Consider the following 17,085-nt stretch of genomic DNA (forward strand, 5'->3'; position numbering starts at 1 on the left):
CACATTACCCCGTAAGGGGCTTTGGGATTAAAATAGAAAATAGAGTTTTTATTTAATTCGCCTTATACAAATCATGAAGACCTATTTTATCCGGGTCGTTTAAAACTTTCTCTTGCTGTTTTTTATGAGTCAAAATCAGCTTACCTTTGTTTTCCCCATCTTCGATAGCTCTAGCACCATCAATTACAGAAAGGAGGCCAAATAGAGCTTCATCTACTGCATCTGCAATAATACTCTCTACATTTATTCTAGAATCAGAAGATAAACTATTAAACCAGTCAGAACGATGCCTCTCATTTTCTGAAACTCGCCTCCCAGGAGGATCTTCTAAGTTTTCGATAGTATCTTCAATTGCGCTTTCTCTAACTACTTTTTTTATAATTGAGATAAACTGTTCACTATTCATATTACTTACCTTTTATAAATGCACTAGGGTAACTTTCTTTATTCAAACGAATCAAATTTTGTAATGCACTATTGGGTGCATTTGTATGTTGTCGTAAATCTTTAATATCCTTAGCCAGTAACCCTCTTGCATTTCCTTCATAGCCGCCTTTTATAGTAGGTATACGTCTATGCTCCCGGGCAGGAACAGCGATTGACGGTGCAGTTTTAGGGTCATACCCATCAATAACTTGACTTGCTGGGTGCTTTTGAGCGGCATGATGTATATCCAGTTTGTCGCCAACAGCTGATCGTTTACTTAAATCATTAAAAGCACCAACCTCATACTTTGAGACAGCTTCAGCACCTTGCCTTGAAGCACTAATTGCCATTCCGGCACCACCCGGTACAATTGGAAGAGCAAGCGCTACACCATCAGCAGCAACCCCTAGTGCGTCAATGCCTGCGGCTCCGAAATTACCATTCCATAAGTTATTTCCTAATGAATATAAACCAACACTTAAACTTGCAGCATCCCACGCAGACTCAACGTACTGGCCAGTAGGATCAACATATTTATAAGGATTATTATTAGCGTAAGCATAGCGATTAAAGCTGTGAACATCACGGAATCCTATCGGATCATTCGAATAAAACCGCCCAATAACTGGATCATAATATCGTGCCTGCATATAACTCAACCCTAAGTCAGTGTCGAATTTATGTCCTGTGTACCCTACATCATCTTTGGGAGCTTCTATTGTTTCACCAAATGGGCGACTGTGTTGACGACTTTTATCTACACTTTGCGGTGTAACGTTACCGTACTTGGCAATCAGTTTTTTACCTAAGTAAATATAGTTAGTACCGTTGCCTGTTATGGTGCTTCCTTTTTCTCTATATAGCAGCATACCATCTTGGCTATACATTGAATAACTGGTGCCACTGGCATCAGTTTGTTTTACTCGGCGGTTATGGCCATCGTAGAGATAACTATTGCCTTTTGCAGTGGTAAGTTGGTTGGCCGCATTAAAATCTAAACTGTATACACCATTATATTCTATATTTCCGCGGCCATCATACCGAATAGAGCCATAACGACCACTTACGCCTGTTACTTTAGATAAACGGTTTTTAGCGTAGTCATACGTATAGTTAAGTGTTTTCCCCTTATTTTTATAATAAGTGATATTGCCAAAACCGTCATAACGTAAGCTACTTGAACCAATTCCTGAGCCTCCTGTGGTACTGGTTAAACGGTCTAGGCCATCATACTGTAAATCCGTTAAACTATATGCGCTGTTTTGCCCATCATTAATTGAAGTTACATTTGCATTATTATCGTAATCATAAGTCAATGACATAACTGTACTAGGTAGGTTACTGCCACTTGGGCCTGTATCTTTTAGCTGCTTAGGTAGTAAGCTATCGCTATGTATTGTTGTTTCATGTTTTACGCCGTTACCATATGTAAATGAGTTCAACAAACCATTTGCATAATATGTAGCACTTTTGGCAAAGCTTAATGCAACGATTGTACCGTTATAAGTTTGGGCTTCTGTTGGTTCACCGAAACTATTAGGTTTGAAATTTACGACCGTGCCATCAGGGTAGCTAATCATGCTACGTTGCTGTAGGTCATTATAGGTATACTTCAACGTTAATGGTAATTGAGTGTCAATGTATAGCTGCTCTTCTTCCAACAGGTTCTGGTTATTATACTCGTAGCGATGAATTACATTACCCGCAGTTAGCGTTTTAACATTACCATTATTGTCTCGCTCATAAGTCACATCGCCTGAATTATCTGGATAGTTAATTGTTTGAAGTTCGCCTAAATTATCGTAGCTAAAAGAGGTGCTCAAAGCTGGTTGAGTTGCGCTACATTTGGTGTTTGTGACACCTGCTTTGCTCCAAACTAGCTTACCTAAAGCATTATGCTTATAAAGTGTATTACCCACATCTGGACGGGTTGTTAAACATAATTGCTTGTAGTCATCGTAATAGCGATTTTCTGTGATTGTTTTAAATGCCCCAGCTTTAGTTAACCCTTGTTGCGCAATCGAGTGAGTTAAGCCAAATACATCAATCTCAATTGTTGTAGTTACACTCTCGGGAGATTTAATGTCAATTGCACGTTCATAACTTGGTGAACCAAATGCTTGATATTTTGTGGTGGTAGTATTATGTTCAGCGTCAGTAAGCTGTATTTTATTACCTGCTAGATATTTATAATTAACAGTCCCCAGCCCACTTGTTGATATTGTTGTAAGTCGATTGATAAAATCAAACGTTTTATTGATTCCTTTTGTTTGACTGTTACAACTGCTTAAACTGTCACTCCAATAAGATGAACAAATTTGTTGATTATTTTTATCATAGCCATAGCTTTGGTAATACGTATTAGCACCATCTGATTTAGATAAACTGGTTAAACGTAGAAGGCCATCATAAGTTTCAGTCTGTGTGAATCTCACATCACCTGCGCAAGTTTCACCGTCATCGCTGAGTTCACACGACTGTACAGTGCGAGTTAGAGTGCCATTAGCGTTAGTAGCCCAAGTATAAAGTGTATCTGCCCAGCTTTTCGTGTCTCCTGTATCGTTTTCTAAATCAATCGATTTAATATTACCCTGAGCATCGTATAGATAATGAGTAGTAACATCGTTATAGTCTGTACTACTTTTTATCCAGCCGTTATTATCTACAGCCTGACTCATGCTTATTGTAGTACCTTTATAACGAGATGGAACTGTAATTAATTGAGGTTGCCCACGGTTATAATCTTTATACTCGATGAAGCGGTTTCCAACGCCTGCAGTTTTTAGAGAGTTAAATTCTACTCTCTCTAATTCTCCGTGATCGGTATATTTCGTAAAGCGTTTTTTCCAAACACCAAAGCTCTTCTGCTCATAAGGAAGGCCTAAGTTATTGTATAGACCAGCTGATGTATAAGCGTTGTGGTAACTAATCTCAGAAACTACTTGATATTTTTCATCTACATCTGTCTCTGACACAGAAGTGATTTTAGGTAATCCTATTAGCCAGTTAGATAAATTGTTATAATAACTTAATTTTGTAAACTTAGTTTTCCCTGCAAATACTTCTTTTATTTTTTTGGGCTTTCCATAAATATCATGCTCTAAATAATCTGTTGTGTAAGTATTTCCATCTTGAATGATCTCCTTTTTAACCAATTTTACTTTTGTTGTTAAAGAATCAGGTATATCTTTCGGATAATCCAGAAATGTGAATTCACCGATCTCTGCTAATTTCTCATAAGTATAATTAATTTTTTTCGAGTCAGTATTACGTTTAAATTCTTGACTAATTAACTGCCCATGTTGAAATGATTTATCATTTTTATAAATATGAGACTCTGAATCCAAGCCCTTTGTAACGGTAACTTTAACAGTATTATTTGAATGATTCTGATAATTAAATACCCAATTATCAACTGTTTTTACGGCATTTTTAGTTAGACGGGTATGAAGGCGAATATTTGTGTCGTAAGGATCATTTTTAAGCTTATTAAACACTTTATACGCATAATCAATTGTCCCTCCCGAAGGAAGTTTTACTTGAGTTAATAAGTTAGGGCCTTCAAATTGAGGAACAATACCTGGGTCTTCATCTCTATATGATTTTTCACCTTCATATTTATATTTCCAAGTAGTGCCATCAGGATTAATAACTTCCTCTAGATAATGTTCTAGCTTTCCAACATGGTCATCCAATTTATACTTATAATTCCACTCCCGACCATTGATACTAATAGTATCAATTGAACCTCCAAAACCAGCACTATCTTTATAATCAAAATTAACTATTTGTTCCCCAGCAGCATCATTACGAGTAATTTTAGTTAGTTTTGTCGAGTATACTGGTAGTTTATATTTCGTTCTTAAGTAACCATTTCTGTCCCTAATTTCATAAAAACCATTACCAGTTTCATAACTGTAAGTTATTTTATTGTTATGTAGGTCTTCAATTTTCGATGCAAATAACGTGTTATTTCCAGGTTCATTCCATTGATATAAAAGCCCTGTATAATTATAAAATGCACGCATTACATCCATTGTGTAAGTAATCCCTTGAGGTGACTTTACAATAAAACCTTCGCCATTAGAGGTACATGAAACTACCCAGTCAGAAGTTGTTACCCACTTTGTATTAGCTGGATATCGAGAACTAGTATCTGTATTTTTTAGTAAATTTTGAGCTGGTTGTCCTGGAATTTTCAATTGCATTCCAGCCCAATATTTTTTGGCTATTGGCATACCAGTATTTTTTTGCGAGGCCCGTCCATCTCCTGGATAAGGATCATTACAAATACCCGTGCGAGTAGTTCTAGTAACGTCAATGATATTATCAAACTCTTCTGGCTGCCAACCCGAAGTAATTCCCCACGGAGTGGTAGGAATAACAATGCGTGGAATTTCAAAATGCCAATTAACCATAGAACCTACAGTAGCTTGGTAACCTAAAACACGTTCATTTAAGTTGTGACTTCGAGAAATAATAATATCCATACCACGACTTCCTGGTATAACTGCATCAACCGTTTCATAACTTAACTTACCACTGAGATAATTAATTATTTCACCAGTTGACTGTTGCTGCACCGTTTTGGAGTAAATATCTTTTGAGCCTTGATAATCTTTCTCTGAAGCTATTGAGTATTGATTTATAAAAAGCAATGTAAACAAGATTAAATTACTTTTTCTAATGCAGTTCATAATGAGTTCCTTTACGATTTGCTGTAACTGAGTAGAGCCATTTTCCATTAAATTATTCTCCTTTTGTCTCAACAACTGGACTACCAAGCAAATCCGTGTGTATAAATATTATTTGTTTTTTCAAAGCCACGCTATTACTCCAAAGCCCACTGTTATTACAAGAGGTATAGCTACACGCCATAATCCTAATGCTCGAAATACCAACTGGTAGAGGCGAAAATGTGACTGAATTAGAATCAACTTCCCTTAGCAAAACCCAATTACCGTTACTATCTAATCCTTCAACACGATATTTACTTGCATGCTGAATATCATTCCAAGTTATGGTGACACCATTTGAAAGTTTCACTAGAGTCACATTACTCGGTTGGTTATATTTTTCACTAGGAATAAACGGAATTATGATAAAATTACCGCCATTACTAATCGGTATCCATGTAGTTCCTGCTTTTAATGTTCCTGTAAAAAGTAACATTAGCATTAATATTTTTTTCATAGTCCCTCACGGATAAATTTTGGGTGTTTCATAGTTAATCCTTAAAACATTATTCGCGTTATTTTTCTGTAAACATTTGGAGTGGCACCCCAAGCATCACAATTATCAACTTCACTGTATGCTATTGATGCTGGTACACCCGCCATTTTTGCAGCTAATAAAGTGCTATACATTCTATTACGAGACTCTTCTGTGTATGAGGCTGGTATTATAAAGTGTTCTTTATTACTACAGGCAGCTACAGGGGCTCCATTGTTACCTTTTAATTTCACTAAAATTTGGTTTTGGTTATACAAAGTCAGCGTTTCAATTTCGCCAGTTGAATTAAGCCATGCAGCTTTAACTGTACTTGGAAGTAAAAAAAGAAAACTTACTAGTAATAATTTACTTAAAATATTCATTATAAAAATCTCTTTATGATAATTTATTTAGGGCTATCAGTTTTAATACTGAAGGAGGTAATTGGTAAAAAATTTTTGTTACCGCACCAATTGCTTAGTGGATCACCAGGAAAAAATTGCGCTGTTTTACTACCTGTTGCCATTGAAAACATCGCCATAGATAAAAAATGATCCTGCTTCTTTTCACCCACGACCGATTTTAGTACTACATACCAATTTCCTGCATCTGTATGAATTGCAAAATCATCACCACAATAAAATATTTGGTCAACAGTTTGCCCTACTGTTGCTACAGCCTGAGTACTAAAAAAAGTGAGTGTCATCAAAATCGCAATTATGTTTTTTATCATTTATTCATCTACCTTATTATTAGTTAACTGACCTCCGGCAAAGCCGGAGGCTTATTTGATTACGCCCTCAAAGGGCTAAAGAAAACGCCCAAGGCGTACTACACTTGAAACTTTAATTGATCTCGGTGTTCATCATCCTTTTCTTGGTTTCGAATATAATCTATAACCATATTTTCATCTAAACCAACTGTCGATACAAAATAACCTCGAGCCCAAAAGTTTTCCCCATTGAAATTTCGTTGTCGCCCTCGGAAGTTTTTTGCTATCGAAATTGCGCTTTTTCCTTTCAAATAACCGACAACATTAGAAACTGCAAATTTTGGAGGTATACTCAAACACATATGAACGTGATCTTTCATTAAATGCCCTTCTTCAATTATTACCCCTTTCCTTTTAGCTAATTCATGAAACGTCTCACCTAAGTGCTTCCTAATCGCTCCGTAAATCAACTTTTGTCTCTTTTTGGGAATAAATACAATATGGTATTTACAATCCCAACGAGTATGAGGCAAACTCTTATAGTCTCGCATAGGTTATTTCCTCTTTACTTTTGGTCGAGCAAAGAAGATACCCCTACCGTTGTCACGGTCAAACCTATGCGAGTCACCCCAGCTGAGCTGGGGGTTTATCAATGTTTAATTAATCACCTAGCTTAAAATGATAGAGGCCATGGTTTTTATATAGATTGACCCAATCACCTTTACTACAACTTTTATCTGTGTCGATATCAAACCAAAAGGTTACGTTTTACTGTGTAGTTTGTGCTAAAGCAAGCTGCTATATAACGCTTTACAAAATTGAGATTAGAAGTGGCAAGATAATTCTAAATTTCATTCGATAATTTCCTTTTTAATTAATACTTTAATCATTTACCCATATACTGGTAATTCTTTTACTACTTTGATTTTGCCCTGAACAACCCGTAACATAAAAAGAAACACTTTTATTAGCAGCATACGCAAGCATTAACGTACTGGTAATAATTTCGTACCCTAGTTCAGATGGTGTTATAGCAACCCAACTAGAACTTGCACATTGTTCAGGGAAGTTATTACCATTAAGCATTGTTATATCAACTTCAGCCATAACCCAACTTCCATTCACATAAAGTTATTTTACTTGATGACGTTTCCCCTGCAGCTACAGTAAATGTAGCGAATATTAAAGTGATACAAATTAAAATTTTCATAAGTATCCTTTTAGTTTATATTTTTGATAAGTAATCATTGAGAGTAGAGATGATTAGCTCGTCAGTTACATGGTTTTTTGTTTTAAGGTTTTCTAAAGGTAGAGAGATGTTATTTTCAGTTTTTGTATTTTCAAATACGTGAATTTCACCGTTAATAAAAGTAATACTGCCATCAATTATGACTACTGTTGGGTCTTTTTCTCCAGAAACTGATTGAAACTTGAGTTTATTAATTTTCAATAATTGAATTTTTTTGTTTTGTAATTGAAGGGTATTATGCTGAATGATTAATGATGCAAACCGACTTTCAAGGTTTTGATAATTAATAGTTGATTGAATTTTTTTCCCAATACCAATATCGATAGCTACCCCAATAGCTAAACCTGAAGGTCCCATTGCAGACATAAGTGCGATTCCTGCACCAGCTCCTTTACCGGAAAAAGTAACTTCTTGCGATATATTTACCTCAATTGGTGTTGTGTTAAGGGTTTGACACCCTAAAAGCATTAGAAGAGATAAAATTATTATTTTTTTTAAAAAACTCACCTTTATTCGATCCGTGAACTATATTGGAAATCATGCCTATTGAAGGATGAGTCTAACAAAGCGACGGAATTATAAAGAAAGAAATACGATTTGTAAATATTCCAATTTACAATACAGCATTAAGCACTAGTTCATAGTCCGCTTTTTCGAACATCCTTTTATATTTAACACTTTCCCCAGCATAAAAATAATAAATTAAAGTATTAGAATAAAGGAGTCAGGTAGTTAGCCCACTCCTTTTTATTATCTGCTTCACAGATCCCGCTTTCGCCAGAGCAAATACACTGCGGGTAGCACTATCAAGGTTAACACAATCGCACTAAACATACCGCCGACCATCGGCGCGGCAATGCGGCTCATTACTTCACTGCCGGTGCCTGTGCCGTAAAGCACGGGGAGCAAACCGATAATAATAGTGGCGACTGTCATCATCACTGGGCGTACTCGCAGGCCTGCACCTTCGATTATGGCTTGTTTAAGCTCTGCAAAACTAAGCGTTGTACCTGCTAGCTTGGCTTGAGCACACTTTTCTTGGTAGGCTTGATTTAAGTACACCAGCATAATGACGCCAATTTCCACCGCGACCCCAGCAAGGGCAATAAAGCCCACTCCCACGGCAACTGAGAGGTTAAAGCCTTCTAAGTACATGAGCCAGATGCCGCCGATCATCGCCAGCGGTAAGGTTGCTATTATAATTGCCACTTCTACAAAGCTTCGAAAGTTGAGGTACAACAACACAATAATAATCGCTAACGTGAGTGGCAACACATAGGCGAGCTTGGCTTTCGCACGTTCCATGTATTCATATTGCCCTGTCCAGGTTATTGAATAACCTGCTGGTAGCACTAGTTTTTCGTCAAGCACTTTGCGCGCATTGTCGACATAACTACCAATATCAATGCCATCAATATCAATAAAGCTCCAGCCGTTTAAGCGGGCATTTTCGCTTTTTATGCCCGGCGGACCATCTTCAATAAATACGTCAGCCACATCGGCAAGAGCAATGCGTTGCCCTGCTGGGGTGACTATTGGCAATAGCATCAGTTCTTCGGGCGAATCCCGATAGTCTTGCGGATAACGTAAGTTTACCGGGTAACGCTCTTGACCTTCGACCGTTTCGGTTACATTCATGCCGCCAATTGCGGTGGCAACCACTTGCTGCACATCGGCAATATTTAAGCTGTAACGGGCGGCTTTTTCACGGTTGATATCGACCTTTATATAACGCCCACCCGCTACTCGCTCAGAGTAAACGGAAGCCGTGCCGGGTACATCTTTAAGTAACACTTCAATCTGCTGGCCAATTTTTTGAATCTCGCTCAAATTTGGTCCCGCAACTTTAATGCCCACAGGGGTTTTAATCCCAGTTGCCAGCATATCAATACGAGTTTTGATCGGCATCACCCATGCATTAGTCAGGCCTGGAAACTTCACTAAGCCGTCGAGTTGTTTTTTCAATTTGTCTAAGGTCATGCCTTCGCGCCACTGATCTTTTGGCTTGAGCTGAATAAAGGTTTCAATCATGGTCAGTGGCGCAGGATCGGTTGCTGTTTCTGCCCGGCCGACTTTACCAAATACGGTTAACACCTCTGGCACTGTGGCGATGAGTTTATCGGTTTGTTGTAAAATCTCTCGTGCTTTCCCAATCGATAAACCAGGATAAGTCGTCGGCATATACATTAAATCGCCTTCATCCAGCGGTGGAATAAACTCACTGCCAATTTTATTGACCGGATAAAAGCCTATCACCGCCACCACCACAGCCAGTGCTAAAGTCATTTTAGGGAACCGCAAAACCGTGTTCAGCAGCGGCTTGTAAGCATTCACTAGCAAGCGGTTTACTGGGTTGTTTTGCTCAGAAATAACTTTGCCGCGTATAAAGTAACCCATTAATACAGGTACTAAAGTGATAGCTAATCCTGCAGATGCGGCCATGGCATAGGTTTTAGTGTACGCTAACGGAGCAAACATCCGGCCTTCTTGGGCTTCTAAAATAAACACTGGCATAAAGCTCACGGTAATAATCAGCAAGCTAAAAAACAGCGCTGGGCCAACTTCACTGGCAGCATCGGTGACCACTTGCCAGCGGTTTTCATCGGTTAGTGGCGTTTTTTCCATGTGTTTATGCATGTTTTCGATCATTACAATCGCGCCGTCGGTCATCGCGCCAATGGCGATTGCAATACCACCCAGCGACATTATATTGGCGTTTATGCCTTGCCAATACATGATGATAAATGCCGTTAATATTCCCAGCGGTAAAGTGATAATTGCCACTAAGGATGAGCGCACATGAAACAAAAACACAATACAAATAAGCGCCACCACCACTAACTCTTCAAGCAGTTTGCTGGTGAGGTTATCCACGGCATTTTTGATCAAATTAGAGCGGTCATACACAGGCACAATTTCTACCCCATCGGGTAAGCCTTTGCTGAGTGATTCAAGTTTTGCTTTCACCAGCTCTATGGTTTTTTGTGCGTTTTCGCCATAGCGCATCACCACTACGCCACCAGCTACTTCGCCCTCGCCGTTTAGCTCAGCAATGCCACGGCGCATTTGTGGCCCAAGGCGAATATCGGCTACATCGCGTAATTGCAGCGGTGTGCCGTTGGCATTCACCCCAAGTGGAATTGCCTCTAAATCAGCGACGCTTTTTATATAACCGGTGCTGGTTACCATGTATTCGGCTTCGGCCATTTCCACCACCGAAGCGCCCATTTCTTGGTTACCTTGCTTAATTGCGGTTTGAATTAAACTCAGTGGTATGCCATAAGCACGCAGCTTATCTGGCTCTACATTGACTTGATATTGCTTAACCATGCCGCCCACAGAAGCAACCTCTGACACGCCAGGTACGGTTTGCAATTCAAACTTTAAAAACCAATCTTGCAAGCTGCGTAACTGGCTAATGTCGTGCTGGTTGGTTTTATCCACCAGCGCGTATAAATAAATCCAACCAACACCGGTGGCATCGGGGCCCAGCTCTGCGGTTGCGCTGTCGGGCAAGCGGCTTGCTACTTGACTTAAATACTCTTGCACTCGGCTTCGTGCCCAGTAAAGATCGGTGTTTTCATCAAAGATGACATATACGTAGGAATCACCAAAAAATGAAAAACCACGTACCGTTTGCGCCCCGGGTACTGAGAGCATCGCGGTGGTAAGTGGGAAAGTAACCTGATCTTGCACCACCTGTGGCGCTTGCCCTGGGTATGAGGTTTTTACAATCACCTGCACATCGGATAAATCAGGTAAGGCATCAACTGGGGTATTTTTTACCGCAAATAAACCACTGCCAATGAGTATTGCTGTTAGCAATAATACAAAAAAGCGATTGGTAACGGACCAACGAATAACTGCTGCTATCATAAAGCCTCCTAATGTCCGTTATGCGATGACATGGCGCTATTGTCACTAGTTCGCATGCTTGATTCAGTATCGATACGCTGGATCACGAACTCACCATCTTGCACACTAAAAGTAAATGTCAGCTGTTGCTTCGGCTCAAGGCTACTTAAATCAATATGTTCAGCAAACATAAAGTCCATAGTGGCCGGATCCCGGTGCCATTTTTCAATTGCCCCACGGCTAATATTGGCAGTGCGCTGGGCTTTATCAATGCTGTTGATAGTACCGGTTACGGTCGCCATATTTTGTGCTTCGCTCATCATATGGGTGGAATCCATAATATGAATACCGCTAATCATGTAACTGCTATCGGCTTTTTTAGTCAACTCAAAATGCAGTGTTTGCCCAGCTTGTAGCGCTTGAAAATCAACGCTATCGGCAACCGTAAAGTCCATTTTCATACTAGGCCAATCGAGCTCTTCAATTGGGTCATGGCTGATATTCACCATACGGTGACCTGTCATTACACTATTAACGACTCCTTTGCCCCACACACTAGTGATAGCTTCTGGTGTTTGCATGCGCTTAAAATCAGAGCTTTTGCTGGATTCTGAATCTAACAAGAATTGCGCTGACGTCACCACTTCATCATCGGCTTCAACGCCCGCTAAAATAACGGCGTTATGGCTATCACTGCGGCCCAGTTCGACTGCCACCGATTTAAAGCGTCCTTCGCCTAAAGCGATAACAACACGGTCTTGGGAACCGGTGCGGATCACCGCTTCTTTAGGTACTATAAGTTGTTGCTCAGCAGCTTTTGCATGAATGCTTACTTGCGCAAACATATTCGGTTTTAGTTGGTGATCTTGGTTATTAAAGCGTAAACGCACCCGTAAAGTACGGTTTTTGGCATCCAATGTTGGGTAAATATAATCGACCTTACCGCGCCAGCTTTGTCCGGCAATATAATCAAGGGTCATAGTAACCGGTAAACCCACTTCAATTAGTTGTGCTTGGCGTTCGAATACCTCGGCTTCTACCCAAACTTCATCAAGTTGAGCAATACTCATCATTGAGGTGCCTGGCTTGACATAAAAACCTTCGCGCACATTAAGTTCATCAACCACACCACTTTGGCGAGCATAGAAGGTAATATTTTGCATCACCTTTTTATTAACTTGTAGGCGCTCGACAAAACCATCCGACACATTCAATGCTTTTAAGCGCGCTTTGGCTGCACGAATAAGCACGGTGTTATTACGATCAACAGCCAGTACAAATTCTTCTTGAGCATTTACCAGTTGCGGAGAATATAAGGTATACAGCGGTTCCCCTTGTTTTACCTGATCGCCAGCGGCTTTAACGTACAGCGTTTCTATCCAGCCTTCTACACGCGGGTGAATATGCACTAACTGATCTTGATTGTATTGTACGTAGCCCACCGTTTTCACTTCACTTTGCAGTGCCTTGAGCTGTACTTTAGCCGTTCTAACCCCTAAATTATTAACAACAGCAGGGGAAATTGTCACTGCACCGGGACCATCTTGATTGTTGTCAGCTCCTTCACTATACACAGGTACTAAGTCCATCCCCATTGGTGAAAGCCCTGGTGCATCACGGCGATAATTACTATCCATAGGCGCAACCCAATATAATGGTTTTTTCTCTGCGCTGATCACCTCAGGCTCTGTACTATTACCGAAAAAATACAAGCCACTAGCAGATATTCCTGCACCTATAAGTACGGCGATAAGCAATTTTAAATTAGTGTTCACTGTGCTTTCCTGCTAATTGCTCAACCATCACAGCAGCATCTTTGCTACTAGCGTAATAATTCAGGCGAGCAATAATAATTTGTTGATCAATCTCTATGTTTAACGCATCAATTTTGGCATTCAGTTCGCTGATTCGGGCGCGCATTACTTCTGAAAAGTCACCGTCATCACGGGTATAAGCATTTAATGTGGCTTGTGCTTGCTCTGCCATTTGTGGCAATAATTTAGTTTGATAAAGTGCATCACGCTTTGCTAATTGGGGCAACTGACTAAACTCTTTAAAATACATCCCTTTTAGCTTTTGTAATGCAATTAGTTTTTGAGTTTTCACCGCCTCAGCCATAGCTATCGCCGCATTAACTTGTTGGTCTTGGCGGTTATCAGTAAATAGTGGTAAATCAACACTCACACCAACTGAAAACAGATCCGCTCGGGAATCCCCCATTGGCGTATCATCGCGATAACCATAGCCCACATTTACCCCAAACTGCGGTTTATAGCCTTGTTTTGCCACCTCAACTTCTGTTTGTTTAGCCGCTACGGTTTTATCAATCGCGACAATCGCTGGGTGCGCCATTAATAATGGCATCAACTGTGCAAATTCAAGCTGCGCAAAATCAACTAAAGGCGCTATATCATGACGTTTTGCGCTAACAGGCTGAGTTAACATGTTGATTGGTAACCATTGCGATAAACGCTTTTTCGCGCTTTCGAACTGCTGCTCTAACACCACTAATTTATCTTCAAGGCGGGTTAACTCTAGCTGTGCTCGAATAATATCTTGTTGGCGGGTGTTACCTACTGAGCTGGCATAACTCGATTCAGTAATATCAATAAGTTGCGAGAACAATGCTTTATCTTGCTCAATTAACGCAATACTTTGCTGGGCACGATATGCATTGAGCCAAGATTCAATAACAATGGTTTTTACTTGAGCGAGTCTGTCGGCTCGTAGCCAAGGATATTGCTGCGCCGACTGCGCTAACGCATGCTGCTTAAGCGCTAAGCTATCGCCACGGCTAAACATTTGGCTCACGCCAACTTTTAATTGGGTCATGCCTTCTTGGTCAAAAGCAAAACCGTCGGTGGGTAAATTCATTAAGCCCACCGTTAATACTGGATCCGGCAGTGTGCCTGCCGCTAAACTTTGTGCTTGTATAGCAGCTTGTTGATATTTGCTGGCGGTTAGCCATGGCTCATTATCAAGTGCATAGCTGAGCGCTTCGTCAAGGCTTAATTCATTACTGTGTGCTGGAATTGCAGTTGTTAGCATAAGCGCTAAAAAACTGCTTTTAAGTACTGCGAAGTGATTCATCACTTACTCCACTAAAATTAAAAGACAACTAAATTTAGGGGCAGAAAAGGTGATTTAGGTAAATTTTAGACGCACCTATCCTGCAATTAAGCAGGCATAGGAGGGCGATACAGTGAACTGGCTATACGATGTTGATTTTGCGGGATATAAAGTTGTACTTTTTCAGACGTTGTCAGTATAACGGTAACTAACACACTCATGTTTAACATTGAGTGAGTACTGCAGGCGCTCATTGGACAACCACACTCTTGATTAGCGCTTGCGTCATCGTCATCGTCACAACAATCCATGTTCATCATACCCGCAGACATGTCGTGATGCATATCACTACTATCAGCCATAGTTGCATGTGGTTGACTCATGTGTGGCATATCACAACTCATAGTTACAGACGCAACCGCTTGACCCACTAAAGTGAGCAATAAAACGACTGTGAATAAACTAATATAAATGCGTTGCAAAAAAGTGCCTTTTATAAATTAGGTTCTAGGTTCTATTCTAGCGGAGTTTATGATAACGATTTAGTTAACACAAACATTTAACTATTTTTTGGCGTAACTTTAATTAAGCTGCTGGCGGCGATGGCAAATAAGCAATAACCGGTAAAGTACCAAAAACCTGTACCAAATTCGGCATGCATGTTGATCAGTTCCCCCATCTGGCTATCGGCGTTACCAGCAAGGTAAGCCACAATCAAAGCAATCACAAATACATCTACCATGCTCCATTTACTCAAGCCTTGTATAACTTGACCGAGTATATGCTTAAATTTGTTCATCGGTATTAAACAATAAGCTAATTGCATCAACAGTTTTAAAGCTGGCACCACAATTGAAAACAATGCTACTAATGCTGCGACTAGGTAATTTTTATTATTGGCAAGTTCGTTAACCGTACCCCAAATGCTTCGTGTTTTTTTATAAGCACTAATTTCACCTTCGAGTTTATCAAGGCCCAACATGCTCGATGCCATCATTAACATATTGCGGGTATTACGGTCACCTTCATCAGCAATCATAGCAATGCCCGTTTTAGCGAGCTTTGATTTATCAATTTTCCCCTCAAGGGTTAGCACAGGCTGAGTAACACCAGGTAATAACAACGCCAGAGCAATTAAAATAGTCGTGATCGGCAGTAATAAACGCATCGTCGTCTTTTAAAGTATATTGATGATGATGCATCATACTCAAGGTATTAAACGTCTTCAATAATTGAGGCTAAAACCTCATCGCCGTATTGGCGTGCTACAAGCATGGCATTATAAACAATATCAATGGGAGAAGCTGGGCGTATGGTTTCTAACAATTTAGCCGCTAATGGCCAATTATCTTCTTCTACCGCGCGAGCTAACTGTAAAGTAGCACCTAACATACCGTTAAAATTAAGCAGTGCACTCGATAAATCATCGCCTAAACAAAACTCTTTTGCGATAACATCCAGTTCCATATTTAAAATAGCATCGAGCACTGACATCAAGCCAACTAAGTAACCACGCTGAGACATTTCCTTACCACCAGGCTCTAGCATTAACTGCATGAAATGCGCACGAGTTAACCCCAACTTAGTTAGTTCACTAGGTTTATCAACCCCTAGCTCACTAAGCGCCAACACTCTTACAAATTGACGAATTGCATCTTCACCTAAATAAATAACCGCTTGTGAAATAGAGGTGATCACTAAATTTTGGTTACCAGAGCGTGCATTCACTAATTTAAGAATACGGGCAGTCAAACCGACGTCTTTCGCTACCCGCTTGTGGACTTCATCAAAATCGAGATCTGGGCGCGACGTACAACGCAACAAATCAAAAACAGCAAATTTAGATGGTTCAACATTACGGTAGCTGAGCATTTCTGGACGCGCGAAAAAGAAGCCTTGAAAGTAATCGCAGCCGGCACTTTTTAGCAGCATAAATTGTTCGTGTGTTTCAATTCGTTCAACGATAATTTTTACATCAGGAAAACGGCGTTTAAGCTTTTTTAACAGCATATTGGTTTTAATGATGGGCTCTTCAACTTCAAGCTTTATATAGTCAACTAAATGTAATAATGGATCCCATTTTTCATCGCCATCATAATCATCAAGAGCAAAAGTATAGCCATCTTTTTTTAGAGCCGTTACACGATTGGTCACTTTATCAATGTTGTCGGCTCGTTCAACAATTTCTATAACTGCGCTATCGGGTTGCAATAATTTAGGAAAATCATCTAACAAGGCATCTGAAGAAAGATTTATAAAAGCGCGTTGGTTCGCAGTAAGTTTATTGATGCCAATCAGCATTAAAGCGTTAAAAAACAGCCGCCCAGTAGCCTGACCATCTGTTGTACCAACAGGAAACGCGTTATTTATCGAATCTCGATACAGTAATTCGTATGCATAAATGCCTGTTTCAGCATCAAAAATTGGCTGCCTGGCAATGTATTGTGTAACAAGTTTTGGCACCTTGGCGGTTATTTGCGTATCAAGCATATTATTTCCTGCTAATAACTATAGTGACTCATGCCAGCTAAATTGTTGTTATTTTATGTACTCAGTATAGTAA

14 protein-coding genes are annotated in these 17,085 nt (G+C 39.9%); all 14 read right to left on the reverse strand.

The window, feature by feature from the left end:
* Positions 1-52 precede the first annotated feature (52 nt).
* Complete coding sequence (locus J7338_RS03905; protein WP_210795817.1) at positions 53-406, reverse strand: hypothetical protein; 354 nt, start codon at positions 404-406, stop codon at positions 53-55.
* 1 nt (position 407) lies between these two features.
* Positions 408-5,171 (reverse strand): RHS repeat domain-containing protein, encoded by a 4,764-nt coding sequence (locus J7338_RS20750; protein WP_228732918.1) that lies wholly within the window; start codon positions 5,169-5,171, stop codon positions 408-410.
* A 4-nt stretch (positions 5,172-5,175) separates the two neighbouring features.
* Positions 5,176-5,619, reverse strand: coding sequence for a hypothetical protein (locus J7338_RS03915; RefSeq protein WP_210795819.1), 444 nt, complete (start codon positions 5,617-5,619; stop codon positions 5,176-5,178).
* A gap of 41 nt (positions 5,620-5,660) precedes the next feature.
* Positions 5,661-6,020: a hypothetical protein gene (locus tag J7338_RS03920; protein WP_210795821.1), complete on the reverse strand. Its 360-nt coding sequence runs from the start codon at positions 6,018-6,020 to the stop codon at positions 5,661-5,663.
* Between the two features lie 23 nt (positions 6,021-6,043).
* On the reverse strand, positions 6,044-6,370 hold the full coding sequence (locus J7338_RS03925; RefSeq protein ID WP_210795822.1) for a hypothetical protein: 327 nt from the start codon (positions 6,368-6,370) through the stop codon (positions 6,044-6,046).
* A gap of 98 nt (positions 6,371-6,468) precedes the next feature.
* Entirely contained in the window at positions 6,469-6,900 is a 432-nt protein-coding gene (gene tnpA, locus J7338_RS03930; RefSeq protein WP_210795824.1) for an IS200/IS605 family transposase, read from the reverse strand.
* A 331-nt stretch (positions 6,901-7,231) separates the two neighbouring features.
* Positions 7,232-7,456, reverse strand: a complete 225-nt coding sequence (locus J7338_RS03935) for a hypothetical protein (RefSeq protein ID WP_210795826.1) — start codon at positions 7,454-7,456, stop codon at positions 7,232-7,234.
* A gap of 118 nt (positions 7,457-7,574) precedes the next feature.
* Positions 7,575-8,105 (reverse strand): hypothetical protein, encoded by a 531-nt coding sequence (locus J7338_RS03940; RefSeq protein WP_210795828.1) that lies wholly within the window; start codon positions 8,103-8,105, stop codon positions 7,575-7,577.
* A gap of 252 nt (positions 8,106-8,357) precedes the next feature.
* Positions 8,358-11,474: an efflux RND transporter permease subunit gene (locus J7338_RS03945; RefSeq protein WP_210795830.1), complete on the reverse strand. Its 3,117-nt coding sequence runs from the start codon at positions 11,472-11,474 to the stop codon at positions 8,358-8,360.
* A gap of 8 nt (positions 11,475-11,482) precedes the next feature.
* On the reverse strand, positions 11,483-13,228 hold the full coding sequence (locus J7338_RS03950) for an efflux RND transporter periplasmic adaptor subunit (protein WP_210795832.1): 1,746 nt from the start codon (positions 13,226-13,228) through the stop codon (positions 11,483-11,485).
* Complete coding sequence (locus J7338_RS03955) at positions 13,218-14,543, reverse strand: TolC family protein (protein ID WP_210795835.1); 1,326 nt, start codon at positions 14,541-14,543, stop codon at positions 13,218-13,220. Before J7338_RS03955 ends, J7338_RS03950 begins: the two co-directional genes overlap by 11 nt.
* 86 nt (positions 14,544-14,629) lie before the next feature.
* Positions 14,630-15,004: a hypothetical protein gene (locus J7338_RS03960; RefSeq protein ID WP_210795837.1), complete on the reverse strand. Its 375-nt coding sequence runs from the start codon at positions 15,002-15,004 to the stop codon at positions 14,630-14,632.
* A gap of 77 nt (positions 15,005-15,081) precedes the next feature.
* Positions 15,082-15,690: a paraquat-inducible protein A gene (locus J7338_RS03965; protein WP_210795839.1), complete on the reverse strand. Its 609-nt coding sequence runs from the start codon at positions 15,688-15,690 to the stop codon at positions 15,082-15,084.
* A 47-nt stretch (positions 15,691-15,737) separates the two neighbouring features.
* Complete coding sequence (locus J7338_RS03970; RefSeq protein ID WP_210795841.1) at positions 15,738-17,012, reverse strand: EAL and HDOD domain-containing protein; 1,275 nt, start codon at positions 17,010-17,012, stop codon at positions 15,738-15,740.
* Positions 17,013-17,085: the final 73 nt, after the last annotated feature.

This window comes from Pseudoalteromonas ostreae, from assembly GCF_018069805.1.
Lineage (GTDB): Bacteria > Pseudomonadota > Gammaproteobacteria > Enterobacterales > Alteromonadaceae > Pseudoalteromonas > Pseudoalteromonas ostreae.

Coding starts and splice junctions, on each gene's coding strand:
- J7338_RS03905 (WP_210795817.1), bottom strand. CDS start 406: ATGAATAGTGAACAGTTTATCTCAATTATAAAAAAAGTAGTTAGAGAA.
- J7338_RS20750 (WP_228732918.1), bottom strand. CDS start 5,171: ATGGAAAATGGCTCTACTCAGTTACAGCAAATCGTAAAGGAACTCATT.
- J7338_RS03915 (WP_210795819.1), bottom strand. CDS start 5,619: ATGAAAAAAATATTAATGCTAATGTTACTTTTTACAGGAACATTAAAA.
- J7338_RS03920 (WP_210795821.1), bottom strand. CDS start 6,020: ATGAATATTTTAAGTAAATTATTACTAGTAAGTTTTCTTTTTTTACTT.
- J7338_RS03925 (WP_210795822.1), bottom strand. CDS start 6,370: ATGATAAAAAACATAATTGCGATTTTGATGACACTCACTTTTTTTAGT.
- tnpA (WP_210795824.1), bottom strand. CDS start 6,900: ATGCGAGACTATAAGAGTTTGCCTCATACTCGTTGGGATTGTAAATAC.
- J7338_RS03935 (WP_210795826.1), bottom strand. CDS start 7,456: ATGGCTGAAGTTGATATAACAATGCTTAATGGTAATAACTTCCCTGAA.
- J7338_RS03945 (WP_210795830.1), bottom strand. CDS start 11,474: ATGATAGCAGCAGTTATTCGTTGGTCCGTTACCAATCGCTTTTTTGTA.
- J7338_RS03955 (WP_210795835.1), bottom strand. CDS start 14,543: ATGAATCACTTCGCAGTACTTAAAAGCAGTTTTTTAGCGCTTATGCTA.
- J7338_RS03965 (WP_210795839.1), bottom strand. CDS start 15,690: ATGCGTTTATTACTGCCGATCACGACTATTTTAATTGCTCTGGCGTTG.
- J7338_RS03970 (WP_210795841.1), bottom strand. CDS start 17,012: ATGCTTGATACGCAAATAACCGCCAAGGTGCCAAAACTTGTTACACAA.